The following is a 14,374-nucleotide window of genomic DNA, read 5'->3' on the forward strand; positions in this document are numbered from 1 at the left end:
TCAATACTCCTTATGCGTTACGTGGGTTAAGTTTGTCGACGTCAATACCGTAGTCTTTGATCGCTTTGCTCAACACTTTTGCGTCAATGTCGCCGGCATCAACAAGCTCTTTAAGTGCAGCAACCACCACGTGGTTAGCGTCCACTTCAAAGTGCTTACGCAGATTTGCACGGCTGTCCGAACGACCAAATCCATCGGTACCCAAGACACGATACGAAGTCGGCACCCACTGACGCACTTGATCAGCGTATAACTTCATGTAATCCGTCGCTGCAACCGCTGGACCTTTCGCATCTTTCATTGCCTTAGTGATAAAGGCTTCTTTCGGCTCTTTATCAGCATTGAGCATATTGTGACGCTCAACATCTAGACCATCACGCGCCAGCTCGTTAAATGAGGTTACGCTGTACACGGTCGAGTTGATATCGAAGTCCTCTGCCAAGATGTCAGCGGCTTTGCGCACCTGCTCTAAGATCGTACCGCTACCTAACAGCTGAACATCGGCTTTAGCTTTCTTCTTAGCTTTCACGTCGTCGAGCTTATAAATACCACGTAAGATGCCTTCTTCGACACCTTCTGGCATTTCTGGCTGATGATAGTTTTCGTTCATTACAGTTAGGTAATAGAACACGTTCTCTTGGTCTTCATACATGCGCTTCAGACCGTCATGTACAATCACTGCAATCTCATAACCGTAGGTTGGGTCATAAGTAATACAGTTAGGCACCGTACCGAACAAGATATGGCTGTGTCCATCTTGGTGCTGCAACCCTTCGCCATTCAGCGTTGTACGACCGGCTGTACCGCCAATCAAGAAACCGCGTGTTTGGCTGTCGCCAGCGGCCCACACTAAGTCACCCACACGTTGGAAACCAAACATCGAGTAATAGATGTAGAACGGAATCATCGGCTCATTGTTAAGTGAGTAGCTTGTACCTGCTGCCACCCACGACGCCATTGCGCCCAGCTCGTTGATACCTTCTTGAATAACCTGACCTTTCTTATCTTCACGATAGTAGGCCACTTGATCGGCATCTTGCGGAGTATATTTTTGACCATGGTGCGCATAAATGCCCACTTGACGGAACAAGCCTTCCATACCGAAAGTACGTGCTTCGTCCGGAATGATAGGTACGACACGCTTACCGATTTTCTTATCTTTCAATAATGCCGTCAGTACGCGGACGAACGCCATCGTTGATGAAATTTCGCGGTCGCCTGAACCTTTCAGCACCGCATCAAACGCTTTCAACGACGGTAGCTCGAGCTCAACATCGCTCTCGGCGCGGCGAGTCGGCATGTAACCGCCCAATGCCTCGCGACGCTCGTTCATGTACTTCAGCTCTTCACTGTCTTCCTCAAACTTGTAGTAAGGCAGATCTTGTAGCTCTTCATCTTTGAACGGGATGTTAAAGCGATCACGTAGATGCTTGATGGCATCCATATCCATTTTCTTAACTTGGTGGGCGATATTTTTACCTTCGCCTGCCGCACCCATGCCGTAACCTTTCACGGTCTTCGCTAAGATAACTTGCGGACGTCCTTTGGTGTTCACCGCTTTGTGATAGGCCGAGTAAACCTTAACGGGATCGTGACCGCCGCGGTTTAGACGCCAGATATCTTCATCCGATAAGTTAGCAACCATTTCTTCGGTTTCTGGATATTTACCGAAGAAGTGTTCACGCGTATATGCGCCACCTTTTGCTTTAAAGTTCTGGTAGTCACCATCCACGGTTTCTTCCATCAACTCACGCAACTTACCTTCGGTATCGCGATAAAGTAGTGGATCCCAGTAGCGACCCCATATTACCTTGATAACTTCCCAACCTGCACCGCGGAAGGTGCCTTCCAGCTCTTGGATAATTTTACCGTTACCACGCACCGGACCATCTAAGCGTTGCAAGTTACAGTTGATAACAAAGGTCAAGTTATCTAAGCCTTCGCGTGACGCCAGGCTAATCGCACCCAAGCTTTCTGGCTCATCGGTTTCACCATCGCCCATAAAGCAATACACGCGTTGATTTGAGCAGTCTTTAATGCCACGGTCAGTCAAATACTTCAAGAAACGGGCGAGGTAGATCGCCTGAATTGGACCCAAGCCCATTGATACGGTCGGGAACTGCCAGAAATCAGGCATCAAGTTCGGGTGAGGATATGACGGTAAACCTTTACCATCGACTTCTTGACGGAAGTTATCCAATTGCTCTTGAGTCAAACGACCTTCGATAAACGCACGGCCGTAAATGCCCGGTGATGCATGACCCTGAATAAACAGGAAGTCGCCTCCGTCACCGTCGCTTGGTGCGCGGAAGAAGTGGTTAAAGCCGACATCATAAAGCATCGCTGAAGACGCGAAGCTAGCAATGTGACCACCGAGCTCTTCGCCTTTTTGCGAGGCTCTTAGTACCATCATAGCCGCGTTCCAACGGATCGCTGAACGAATGCGCGCTTCCATGGTTTGGTTGCCCGGCATGGTCGGTTCCTGACTTGCCGGAATAGTATTTAAGTAGGAAGTGGTTGGACGGTAAGGCAAATACGCACCGTTACGACGCGCTTTATCAATCAGTTGCTCCAACAAGAAGTGTGCGCGATCCGGACCTTCGGCGTCCAGAACGCCTTCGAGCGCATCAAGCCACTCCTGCGTTTCTTGCTGGTCAACATCTTGTTTGTTTTCTTCACTCATAGCTATTCCTTTCATTCAATGTTTCAATCAGGAACGACGAAGCGAGCGCCGAATGCGAGATTGCTCTTTTGTCATCTCCATCAATGCCTGTTCAATATAGGACAAATGTTGATGACACGCATCTCGTGCCTGCTCCGGTTGACCGTTGATAATTGCCTTGGCAATTTGCAAACGGTGTTGGTTTAACTGCTCCACTACCGAGGGATTGTTAGCCAACACCTCTAAGTTTTGCTTTATGTTTTCTGCAAGGAGCTCGCGCATGCCCTGCACCACATGCAAAAGCACCACATTATGTGATGCTTCGGCAATGCGTAAATAGAAATTAACGAGCGACTGCACTTGCTCGTCGATAGCCCGCGTTTGTGAATCCATTATGCTATTGATACTGAATTCGATACGATCTAGATCGGCATCTGTGCCTCGTAAAGCGGCATAAAACGACGAAATGCCCTCCAGAGCATGACGAAATTCGAGAAGGTCGAATTGTGATTCGGGGTGTTTTGCCAATAACTCGAACAACGGCGTTGTCACCGACTCATTCACACTGTCGGTGACAAAGGTGCCACCACCGTGGTGACGTTCTAACAACCCTTTCGCTTCGAGCTTTTGAATCGCTTCCCGCAACGATTGCCGCGAAACACTGAACTGTTGCGCAAGCTCTCGTTCGGCGGGCAGCTTTTGCCCGGCTTCAAAACGGCCATCAACGATCATCGCCTCGATTTGAGAAACGATTTGATCGGAAATTTTTGCCACTTTTATGCGTTCAAAAGGCAATGTGCTGTCCACCCTCGGTAAATTGGTCTGACCAAAGTTGCCCGATATTCTAAATCATTCAGCGGTAAACCCCAAATTAATTTAGCTGGTCAGACCTTTGTTTACTGGCATTAAAGCTAAACGATAGTCCCTGTCAGGGTTAATACTGCGATGACAACAAACCAGAATAGGTGTTGTCGTTTCATCAGATTAAGCTGGTGAGTGACAGCATCGGATCGATCATCGGGGTGGTGTGACCGCCCTTCTGCCTTCTCGACCACTTGGTGCAATAGCTCGGGGTTATCATCTTGAGTGTTCGTCGCCATTGCCATGACAGCAGGCAGAGCATGACTAAAGTGACCCACCAAGGCGGCTCCGAGCGCCGCAAAACGTGCTGGAATAAAATTAAGCGCCCACAGTGCTCGCTCTACCTGAGCCCGTGCGGTCTCATCAAAATCCTGTTGGACTGTGCCGCGGTAGACACTCCGCAAACAGCCATAAGCTAAAACACCTGCAATTCCAAAGGTGACGAAGAAGAATATCGGTGCCAAAAAGTGGACAAAGTTCAGCCATACTACGGCGCGTTCAACTGGAGTGCCCTCGGGTAAATGGGCATAGTGACTTAGTTGCTCAGCGGCTTCTTGATAACCTGCACTATCCGCTCGCATTGCTGTTTTTAATAGCTGTTTATACGCGAGTCGTTCTGGCCCTGCATTCATCACCAATAGCAACACGATAATGCCGCCAATAAAATTAACTAAACCACTATCAAGCCAATGAAATAATAACCAAGCTAAAGCAGCAGGTAATAATATTTGAAGCAGTAACGCCCAAGCCGACTGTCCCCGGAAGTAACGGACTTTAGTTTGGCTCCAATTCATCCAGCGCTGCATGTAAAAGTCGATCGACCATACCGCGGGTAATGGGTAAAGCCGTTCGATACTAAGTGCTATGAGCAAAGCAATGAGTGTCATAGAGAGTCCTTGCGCGACAATGCGTTCAAATAATACGACCAGTCAAAACAGCGTCCGGGATCCGTCTTTCGGCCGGGCGCAATATGTTGATGGCCTGTGATTCTGTCTAATGTCAGTTTAGGGTAATAGTCTAATATTGTCTGGCTAACATCAACCAAGCTCTGATACTGGCGTTTGCTGTAAGGGGAATGATCGGTGCCTTCAAGCTCAATACCGATGCTAAAGTCATTACAGCGTTCACGCCCGTCGTAACTGGACACGCCGGCATGCCAGGCGCGTTTGTCAAAAGGCACGTATTGCTCGATAGTACCATCACGTCTAATCAACAAATGGCTTGATACGCGTAAGCCCGTCAAAGGCGCGAAATAATCACCCTCTTGCTGGCTCAAACCCTGGGTAAATAGTTTCTCAATATAGGGCGTCCCATAGCAACCTTCGGGTAAGCTGATACAATGGATGACCAATAGCGAAATGTCCTGTTTATCGGGGCGCTCATCATAGTGCGGTGAAGCACAGTGTTTTACGTCTCGAATCCAGTGATTTTTTATTGTGTGTCTTTTCACGGGCTCAGCAAAACGGTAAAGTTTGTGCCCTAGTATCGTCATTGTCAGTCAAAAGGTAAAGTATCCCATGCAGCTCACCGAAGCCGAACGCCATGCTATTGCGTCGCAAGTCACTCATAGCCTAGAGGAAGATTTGTCAGCGGCGGATCCCACACTGGATATTACGGCACAGTTGATTCCGGCTCATCATCTGAGCGAAGCGACTATCATCACCCGTGAAGATATGGTGGTTTGCGGCACTGCTTGGGTCGAAGAGGTGTTTCGTCAGGTGGATGCCGATGTGGCTATCGAGTGGTGTGTCACCGACGGCGACAAGGTGCAAGCTAACACAACCTTGTGCCACTTATCAGGCAACAGCCGCAGCTTACTAACAGGCGAACGTTGTGCACTTAACTTTTTGCAAACACTGTCAGCGACAGCCTCACAAACGGCTTTTTATGTCAGTAAATTGGCAGGGTTCAATACGCGTCTATTAGACACGCGCAAAACAATTCCAGGTCTTCGTATGGCGCAAAAGTATGCGGTTCGCTGTGGCGGGGGCACTAACCACCGCATCGGTTTATTTGATGCCTATCTGATAAAGGAAAACCATATCGCCGCCTGTGGTGGTATTGTGCCTGCCGTCAAAACGGCGCGTGAATTAAACCCAGGCAAGCCCGTCGAAGTCGAAGTCGAATCCTTGGCGGAGTTTCAACAAGCACTGGATGCCGGTGCCGATATTGTCATGTTAGATAATTTTACTATCAGCGATATCGAAGCGGCTGTGGCACAAAACAAAGCCGCAGGTTCACCACTCAAGTTAGAAGTGTCGGGCAATATTACTGATGAAGCGTTGCAATCACTCGGCGCAACAGGCGTCGATTTCATCTCCAGCGGTGCTTTGACTAAACACGTCACTGCTATCGACTTATCGATGCGGATAGGGCAACCTCGCACAAACTAATCCGTTTGCCAAACGGCGCGGGCGATACCATAGTTTTGGCTTTACTCGAAAGCCATTATGAAAAAGTACTCGTCCGCCTTTAGTCTTATAGAGTTAATGGTCGTTGTTGCCATTATTGCTATTCTCTCATCGCTCGCGGTGCCTGCATATCAGCGTTATGTCCAGCAAGCTCGCGTCACTGCCGCATTAAATCATACCCAAAGCTTACAGCTTGCCATGGCACTGTGCTGGCAAACTGAAAGTGACATGAGCCGTTGTTCACGACCTGGGCAGCGCGGTATTCCCCCAATCCCCGATCCTTTACCTAAGGCGCTAACGTCGCTTGAAGTCACCTCAAGCGGCATCATTCAGCTAACCTTAGCTAATGTTGTCGTCGATCAAGCACCGCTTAAACTAAGTTTATCACCGGATACCCGCGGTTTGGTATTTGATTGGCGTCTTGGTTGCTCGGACTACGACTCGGGCCAACCCCTTGCAACCCAATGCGTGGAAGGAGTCGCGCAATGATTGTTGCACATCATATCGGCTCCTATTGGCACACTGAACTACCTGCTAACTCATCAACCTGCCAACGTCTTATAAGCCAACTAGGGCTTCCGGAAGGCTCCTTGACCGAACTTATTGATACTCAGCACGGTCGAATTCTGATACTCACTCGCGATGCGTGGCCGCAACGCGATACGATTACATTTCGTTTAAAAGCGATGAACGCCAAGTCCATCCTGTGCGTCTATGCACGCACCCAATCTACTGTTCATCTCTCAGCGCTTAACGCTCAGAGCGTGCTTGCTAATGCACGCCGTCTTAACGCCTCGGACATTCATATTGAGTCGCTCCGCGAAGGTGGTCGCATTCGCCTGCGTATTCAAGGTCGACTAATTGAACAACGCCGTTTATCACAGCACGATGTCGACACGTTGGTTGCTCAGCTAAAAGTGATGGCAGAGGTTGATGTCACGGAGAGCAAACAACCTCAAGACGGGCGCATTGACTTGGAGTTACCCGATTCAAGCGCCCGGTTTCGCCTCAACTCATGCCCCGGTAATCGTGGCGAAAGTCTTGTTATACGGTGTTTATACAGTGCCGAACAACTGCCCTCGCTGCACCAACTTGGATTCACCGATAGACAGTTTCATCATTTAATTAAGCAACTCTCCTCTGCGATAGGACTCATCCTCGTATCCGGCCCGACAGGTAGCGGCAAAAGCACCACCATGTACAGTATTATCAAACAGCTAAGTGAGTCAGGGCTTCGGGTATGTAGTGTCGAAGATCCGATTGAAGTTGAGCTCGATGGAATTTTGCAAACGCAGGTACACTCGCAACGCAATTTAAGTTTTGCAAAGGTTTTGCGTGCCTTTTTGAGACAAGATCCTGACGTCATCATGATCGGTGAGATCCGCGATGCAGAAACCGCTAAAATCGCTGTACAAGCTGCGCTAACTGGTCATTTAGTCATTGCTTCAATACATGCCGATACTGCAATTGATGTGATTCGTCGTTTAGTTCAGTTAGGTGCGCAACAAACCGATGTGACCGCCGCATTAAGACTGTTAATAAGCCAGCGACTGCTCGCGCAGGCGCAAGGCGGTGTCAAAGTCATATTTGAGTTACTGCCGTGGCCTGAGCGTCTGCGCGGCTATAGCGAGTCATTAGCGCAAACGCATCGCGATACTATTCTAAAACACTATCAGTTACCGAGTTTACAGGCACTCATTCAGGCAAGTTATCGGAGTCACGAAGATGAACGTTTTTCGACGTTATAATCAATTTTCAACGACTCAATGGTATCTCGCGCTCAATCGCCTAGAACAGCTGATAACGGGCGGATTGCCGCTCGCGTTAGCACTGGGGGTTGTCGCCAAACAAACGCATCAACCAGCACTCAAAAGACATTATCAGTACCTGCAGCACAGCGTACAGGCAGGAATCAGCCTGGCCGAGGCCTTGAGCATTGAGAAGCGTCGAGCGTTAAAAGCAGCTCAGGCGGGTATCGCGGTTGCAGAACAAACCGGGCAACTACCTCTGGTCATGCAAAGCCTAGTGGCTAGTTGGAAACGACAACGGCATATCAGCGCGTTGGTCAAGAATGCCTTACGCTATCCAGTGGCACTACTTTTTATGGCACTCATTATTATTACGGTGTTTGTCACCTGGGTACTACCCACCATCCAACAACTATTCGACAGCCAACCGCTCCCTGCATTAACCCAGTATTTAATTACATGTGTTACTTGGTTGCGTCAATCTGCCGCTAACCTACTCGCCGTAACAGGTATTTTGCTACTAAGTTTCACGGTGCTTTATCGGTTACAGAAACAACGCGTTCAGGCAGTAATGCAGCGTTTACCGATTTGGGGTAAACTGAAGCGCCTAAGCGTGTATCAGTCAACCTTCGAATACCTTGCCTTAGGGATGCAAAGTGGTATGTCTGCGGTCAACGCTACGCAAATGGTTGCGAATCACTCAACGTGGCTGCCCATGCAAAGTAAATTACTGAAGATTGCACAAGCACTTAATCAAGGTAACAGTTGGTCTCGATCTTTTAGCACGGTACAAATTAACGATCCAACGATCCAGGCGTACCTGCAAACAGCAGAACATATTGGTCGCGTCGATCACGCTGTAGAACGTTTAAGCCAAGACTTTAGCCAGCGTATCGAACGTTATTGTGAGCAGTTGAGGGTGTGGCTAAACCCTTTACTGATGATCATACTAACGGGCATTATAGGATTTATGTTGTTGGCGATGTATTTACCGATTTTTTCGCTGACACAACAATTAGCTTAGGACTCATAAAATGGATGTATTATTAGCGGCTACTTCTTGGCAAGCGCTCCTTATCGCAGGGTTACTCGGCGCATCAGTTGGGAGCTTTTTGAACGTAGTCATCGCGCGCCTGCCAAAACAACTGCAATTACAGTGGAAGTATGAATGTGCTGAACTTGCCGGCGAGCCAGTACGCGAGAAAACACAGTTTAATATTGCGGTCCCCGGCTCCCACTGTCCTCAATGTCAGCATGCGGTGGCGTGGTATGACAACATTCCGATTTTGAGTTATTTAGTGTTGCGCGCCCAGTGTCGTCATTGCAATACACCAATTCCAATTTATTACTGGTTAGTTGAAGTCGCAACGACGCTTATTTTTCTCGCGCTCAGTTGGCAGTTCGGTTTAACGATTAGCTTCTGGGTATTCGGCACGGCTCTCAGCTTACTGATTGCCATGACAGTGATTGACTACCAGCATCAACTATTACCGGATAACCTAACCTACCCGCTGTTATGGTTGGCTTTACTTTGGTCTATCAGCCCACTTAGCACTGTAACTCCAAGCCAGGCCATCATCGGTGCCGTGGTTGGGTATCTAAGTCTTTGGAGCCTTTATTGGGTATTTAAACTACTTACTGGCAAAGAAGGGATGGGTTACGGCGACTTTAAGCTATTAGCCGCACTCAGTGCCTTCACAGGTGTTACCCTACTCCCTGTCACCGTCATTTTTAGCGCCGTCGCTGGTATTTTGATTGGCCTGGCTGTGGCGATTAAGCATAAGCAATCTGTGCCCATTCCTTTTGGTCCTTTTTTGGCTATCGGGGGGGTAATCAGTTATCTGTGGGGAGAGACGCTGCTTCAATCCTATTGGCAATGGCTTGGAGTCATGTAATGAGTCGTTTTATTTTAGGTCTAACGGGCGGCATCGGTAGCGGAAAAAGCGCGGCTTCCGACTATATTGCGGAGCAAGGTATTGCCATCGTCGATGCGGATGTCATTGCACGAGAAGTGGTTGCGCCCGGAACCGAAGGTCTGAAGGAAATAAAGGCGCATTTCGGGCCAGAAGTCATCGATGAATCGGGTGCCCTTATCCGTAGTCAATTGCGTCAACGCGTGTTCGATAACCCGGACGAAAAAGCATGGATTAATCAGTTACTGCATCCGCTCATTCGTCAACAAATCCTGGCTCAGCTTGAGCAGGCACAATCTGCTTATGTTGTATTAGTTGCGCCCTTGCTGCTAGAAAATGGCTTAGATGAATTATGTGATCGCGTGCTGGTTATCGATGTCGATGAGCAAACTCAGTTAGCGCGAACGCAAAAGCGCGATCAGGCCAGCGAAGAACAAGTCGCTGCGATCATTGCGTCGCAAATAGATCGCGCGACACGCCTTAGCAAAGCCGATGACATTGTTAGCAATGAAGACGACCTTCGGGCTTTATACCATCAGTTGGATAAATTGCACGCACACTATCTCGAATTGGCTTCACAAAAATGAATCTGTTTGCACCCCGCGACGAAATCATTATCATGGTCGGTCGGATTAATAGGATGAGAGCCCCATGTCGGAATCAGTGCCATACGTGATTTATGAATACCCTTTGCAAGAACGGTTTCGTACCTACTTGAGGCTTGAGCAAGGGTTTTCACAAATCAAAATGCCGCTCGATGGCTCTGAACAACAAGCGCTGCCATTTTTTAATACCCTATTTGGTTTGCTCGAACTATTTGAACGCTTTGATCTTAAAACCGAACTGAACCGTGATCTCGACACGCAGAAACAATTCGTGCAACAGTGGTCGAAGCACCCACAAGTTGATAAGGAGATGGTCGCACTGCTCCTACATCGGCTTGGAGAGGCTCAAGAACAACTTGGCACTGCGGCTCAATCTGTCAAAGCCTTGAAAGAAGATGCGTTTTTATCAAGCATGAGACAGCGATTTTCCCAACCTGGATACCAAGCATTGTTTGATCTCCCGCAGTTACAAACATGGCTGAGTCAGAGCCCAGCGAGTCAAATTGAACACCAAGAACATTGGCGCACTCAACTTGCCGATTTTCAACACGCACTGTCGCAGCTACTGGGTTTATTGAGAGAGCGTGCCCCTTTCGAAACCGTTCGAGCAAAAAAAGGTTTTTGGCAGGAAAGTGCCGATCCATTAGCTATTCTACGCATGAAAATAACCGCCGATGACGCGGTTTACCCCGTTGTGTCTGGTCACCGTCAACGCTTTACAGTACGTTTGATGACATTAAACAGTGGTCAGAGTAACGCGTATCAGCACGACTTAGATATTCAACTTGCTCGATGTTATGAGCAGTAAACAAGAGGAACAGCGTATGCCAACTCACGTCGATTGCCCAACTTGCGGCGATACAGTCCAATGGTCAGAAAAGGCCGCCTACCGTCCTTTTTGTAGCGAGCGCTGTAAGCTTATCGACCTAGGAGAGTGGGCAAATGAAGAGAAAGCTATTCCTGGCGAGCCGGCTCAAATACCCGAGCAGTCAGCCAACGATGATTATTAATGGGATTGTGCGTCCATAAGGCAGTCGACGATGGGTTGATTCGCATCAGGAAACTGATAAGCATCGAGCTGAGCGATATCAGCCCAAACAAATTCTTGCCCTTCCATCTGGCGTGCAGTCCCGGTATATGACAGCACCCACCACACGTCAAGTAATACGCGCTTATCACGGTACTGGTGTTCGACAACCGTGAGTGGTGCACAGTCCGTCACGGCGATATTACACTCTTCTTTTAGTTCGCGAATGAGTGCTTCGGTGACTGACTCACCCTGCTCGACTTTTCCACCAGGAAATTCCCATTTACCACCTTGGTGCTGATGGTTCAGTCGTTTGGCGATAAATATCTCGCCTTGCTCATTTTTAATTACGCCCACAGCTACGTGAACTGTGGGCGTCGTACTATCAGACATAATTAGAGTTTACCGTGGCAATGTTTATATTTTTTACCCGAGCCACATGGACACGGCTCATTGCGGCCCACTTTCGTTCCGCGTTGAGCCGGTTGTTGCTGATCGCCCGATTCTGCATTGGTATCGGCTGATGCAGTAGCACTCGCTTGCTCATGCTTGAACTCTCGCGGTGCGCTGTCTGCTGCTTTACGTTGCTGATCAACCGCATCAACATCTTCAGGCGCGCGCACACGGACGCGGCTCAATAACGTGACAACATCAAGTTTTAGGTTTTCCAGCATTTCACTGAATAATTCAAATGCCTCGCGCTTGTACTCTTGTTTCGGGTTCTTCTGCGCGTAACCACGTAAGTGAATACCTTGGCGCAGATGATCCATCGCTGCTAAGTGCTCTTTCCAATGTTGGTCAAGGCTTTGTAGCATCACCGACTTTTCAAAGCGGCGCAGAACTTCTGCACCCACAAGCGCTTCTTTTTCTTTGTAGGCATCGACTAGCGCATTTAAAACACGCTCGCGTAATACTTCTTCGTGGAAGTGCTCATCCTCATCAAGCGACTTTTGCAATTCAACTTCGATATCAAAGTCGGCACGAAGACGCTCTTCCAAACTCGGCAGATCCCAAAGCTCAGCAAGCGACTGCGGCGGCACGTATTCATCAATTACCGCGTTAATAACGTCTTCACGTATTACATCAATCGTCGCTGAAATATCGCCTTCATCGAGTAATTCGTTACGCTGTTCGTACACCACACGGCGCTGGTCATTCGCAACATCATCATATTCAAGCAACTGTTTACGCACATCAAAGTTTCGACCTTCGACTTTGCGCTGAGCGTTTTCAATTGCACGAGTCACCCATGGGTGCTCAATCGCTTCTCCCTCTTTCATTCCAAGGCGCTTCATCATAGTCGCCATACGTTCTGAGGCGAAAATCCGCATCAATGGATCTTCTAAAGAGAGGTAAAAACGCGATGAACCTGGGTCACCCTGGCGACCTGAACGTCCCCGTAGCTGGTTATCAATACGGCGTGACTCATGGCGCTCAGTACCGATGATATGTAAGCCGCCCGCTTCTATGACTTTGTCATGAAGCACTTGCCATTCTTGTTTGATTTTCTCAATCTTATCGTTGTCCGGCTCTTCTAGCTTCTCAACATCTGATTTCCAGTTGCCGCCTAATACGATATCCGTACCACGACCCGCCATGTTGGTGGCGATGGTCACCGCGCCGGGACGACCCGCTTGGGCAACAATGTCGGCTTCTTGTTGGTGAAACTTCGCATTAAGTACCGCATGAGGGATCTTTTTCTTCTTCAGCAAGCTCGAAAGCAATTCTGAGTTTTCTATAGAGACGGTACCAACCAAGACGGGACGGCCTTGTTTTCGACACTCTTCTATATCCTCAGCGATGGCTTCATATTTTTCGCGGGTCGTTAGATATATCAAGTCGGCACGATCATCGCGCACCATCGGACGGTTGGTCGGAATCACGACCGTTTCTAAGCCATAAATGGACTGGAACTCGAACGCTTCGGTATCCGCTGTACCGGTCATACCGGCAAGCTTGTCATACAATCGGAAATAATTCTGGAAAGTAATCGATGCCAAGGTTTGGTTTTCATTTTGGATTTCAACGCCTTCTTTGGCTTCCATCGCTTGGTGCAAACCTTCCGACCAACGACGGCCTTCCATCGTACGCCCAGTGTGTTCGTCAACGATGATGATTTTTCCATCTTTAACGATATAGTCAACATCGCGGCTAAATAAATGGTGCGCTCTCAACGCAGCATTAATGTGGTGCAGTAAAGTAATATTAGCGGCTGAATACAGCGAGTCGTCCTCGCCCAACATGCCACGCTCTTTCAGTAATGACTCAATATGCTCTTGGCCATTCTCAGTGAGATGCAACTGCTTTGCTTTTTCATCGATGGTAAAGTCACCGTCGCCACGTTCTTCTTCGGTGTCTTCCTTTTCTTGACGCACCAACAAAGGTACGAGCTCATTCATTTTTTTATACATCTCAGAGCTATCTTCCGCGGGACCCGATATAATTAACGGAGTCCGCGCTTCATCGATCAAGATCGAGTCAACCTCATCTACTAGCGCATAATGTAGTTCGCGTTGTACACGTTCCTCTGGCGAAAATGCCATGTTGTCACGTAAATAGTCAAAACCGAACTCGTTGTTTGTGCCATAGGTGATATCAGCTTGATAAGCCGCCTTCTTATCTTGCGGCTGCATGCCGGGGATATTGAAAGCTACTGACATGCCTAAAAACTCAAACAATGGGCGGTTAAACTCAGCATCACGCTTAGCGAGATAGTCGTTAACCGTAATGATATGAACGCCTTTGCCCGTCAATCCGTTAAGATACGCAGGCAAAGTCGCCGTTAGGGTTTTACCCTCACCGGTTTTCATTTCAGCGATACGGTTTTCATCGAGAACCATACCACCCACCATCTGCACGTCGAAGTGGCGCATTTTAAACACACGCTTGCTTGCTTCGCGAACGGTGGCGAATGCCTCCTCAAGAAGGCTATCTAATTTGGCACCTTCGTTAAGACGTTTTCTGAACTCTGTGGTTTTTTCTTTTAGTTGTTCGTCTGATAACGCCTCGAACTCTGGTTCGAGTTGATTAATTCGATTCACGCGTTTTTGAAGCGTTTTTAAAATACGGTCGTTACGACTCCCAAATACTTTTCTGAACAAACTGCCTAGCATGAGAACGAGTTATCCTGTTTTTTCAAAATTAAAA

At 48.4% G+C, this 14,374-nt stretch carries 14 protein-coding genes; 8 read left to right on the top strand and 6 right to left on the bottom strand.

The genetic code is table 11. From position 1 onward, the window contains the following. Positions 1–10: 10 nt before the first annotated feature. The 4 genes from aceE to ampD form a co-directional block, all read right to left on the bottom strand. Positions 11–2,683 carry a pyruvate dehydrogenase (acetyl-transferring), homodimeric type gene (aceE, locus tag AWU56_RS00655; protein ID WP_286681488.1) on the bottom strand — a complete coding sequence of 891 codons (2,673 nt, stop codon included), beginning with the start codon at positions 2,681–2,683 and terminating at the stop codon, positions 11–13. 27 nt (positions 2,684–2,710) lie between these two features. Then, positions 2,711–3,457, bottom strand: a complete 747-nt coding sequence (gene pdhR / locus AWU56_RS00660; protein ID WP_286681489.1) for a pyruvate dehydrogenase complex transcriptional repressor PdhR — start codon at positions 3,455–3,457, stop codon at positions 2,711–2,713. Positions 3,458–3,573: 116 nt separating this feature from the next. Then, positions 3,574–4,410, bottom strand: a complete 837-nt coding sequence (gene ampE, locus AWU56_RS00665) for a regulatory signaling modulator protein AmpE (RefSeq protein ID WP_286681490.1) — start codon at positions 4,408–4,410, stop codon at positions 3,574–3,576. After that, entirely contained in the window at positions 4,407–5,015 is a 609-nt protein-coding gene (gene ampD, locus AWU56_RS00670) for a 1,6-anhydro-N-acetylmuramyl-L-alanine amidase AmpD (protein ID WP_286681491.1), read from the bottom strand. Before ampD ends, ampE begins: the two co-directional genes overlap by 4 nt. Positions 5,016–5,040: 25 nt before the next feature. Between ampD and nadC the strand changes: the two genes are divergently transcribed. From nadC to yacG, 8 genes are all read left to right on the top strand, one after another. Next, positions 5,041–5,916, top strand: coding sequence for a carboxylating nicotinate-nucleotide diphosphorylase (gene nadC / locus AWU56_RS00675; RefSeq protein ID WP_286681492.1), 876 nt, complete (start codon positions 5,041–5,043; stop codon positions 5,914–5,916). Positions 5,917–5,973: 57 nt separating this feature from the next. Beyond that, complete coding sequence (locus AWU56_RS00680; protein WP_286681493.1) at positions 5,974–6,423, top strand: pilin; 450 nt, start codon at positions 5,974–5,976, stop codon at positions 6,421–6,423. Then, positions 6,420–7,682, top strand: a complete 1,263-nt coding sequence (locus tag AWU56_RS00685; RefSeq protein ID WP_006956753.1) for a GspE/PulE family protein — start codon at positions 6,420–6,422, stop codon at positions 7,680–7,682. The genes AWU56_RS00680 and AWU56_RS00685 overlap by 4 nt, the downstream gene beginning before the upstream one ends. After that, on the top strand, positions 7,660–8,706 hold the full coding sequence (locus AWU56_RS00690) for a type II secretion system F family protein (protein ID WP_006956754.1): 1,047 nt from the start codon (positions 7,660–7,662) through the stop codon (positions 8,704–8,706). Before AWU56_RS00685 ends, AWU56_RS00690 begins: the two co-directional genes overlap by 23 nt. 10 nt (positions 8,707–8,716) lie before the next feature. Continuing rightward, positions 8,717–9,577 (top strand): prepilin peptidase, encoded by an 861-nt coding sequence (locus tag AWU56_RS00695; RefSeq protein ID WP_006956755.1) that lies wholly within the window; start codon positions 8,717–8,719, stop codon positions 9,575–9,577. Beyond that, on the top strand, positions 9,577–10,182 hold the full coding sequence (gene coaE, locus AWU56_RS00700) for a dephospho-CoA kinase (RefSeq protein ID WP_006956756.1): 606 nt from the start codon (positions 9,577–9,579) through the stop codon (positions 10,180–10,182). The genes AWU56_RS00695 and coaE overlap by 1 nt, the downstream gene beginning before the upstream one ends. A 64-nt stretch (positions 10,183–10,246) precedes the next feature. Then, entirely contained in the window at positions 10,247–11,008 is a 762-nt protein-coding gene (gene zapD / locus AWU56_RS00705; protein ID WP_286681494.1) for a cell division protein ZapD, read from the top strand. A 16-nt stretch (positions 11,009–11,024) separates the two neighbouring features. After that, positions 11,025–11,210 carry a DNA gyrase inhibitor YacG gene (gene yacG, locus AWU56_RS00710; RefSeq protein WP_040488200.1) on the top strand — a complete coding sequence of 62 codons (186 nt, stop codon included), beginning with the start codon at positions 11,025–11,027 and terminating at the stop codon, positions 11,208–11,210. On the opposite strand, the gene mutT is transcribed toward yacG, so the two are convergent. Both mutT and secA read right to left on the bottom strand, forming a co-directional pair. Beyond that, positions 11,207–11,620 (bottom strand): 8-oxo-dGTP diphosphatase MutT, encoded by a 414-nt coding sequence (gene mutT / locus AWU56_RS00715; RefSeq protein ID WP_006956760.1) that lies wholly within the window; start codon positions 11,618–11,620, stop codon positions 11,207–11,209. The two genes, yacG and mutT, sit on opposite strands and share 4 nt — an antisense overlap. Positions 11,621–11,622: 2 nt before the next feature. Beyond that, positions 11,623–14,340 (bottom strand): preprotein translocase subunit SecA, encoded by a 2,718-nt coding sequence (secA, locus tag AWU56_RS00720; protein WP_286681495.1) that lies wholly within the window; start codon positions 14,338–14,340, stop codon positions 11,623–11,625. Positions 14,341–14,374 lie beyond the last annotated feature (34 nt).

Source organism: Idiomarina sp. T82-3 (genome assembly GCF_001577655.1).
Classification (GTDB): domain Bacteria; phylum Pseudomonadota; class Gammaproteobacteria; order Enterobacterales; family Alteromonadaceae; genus Idiomarina; species Idiomarina baltica.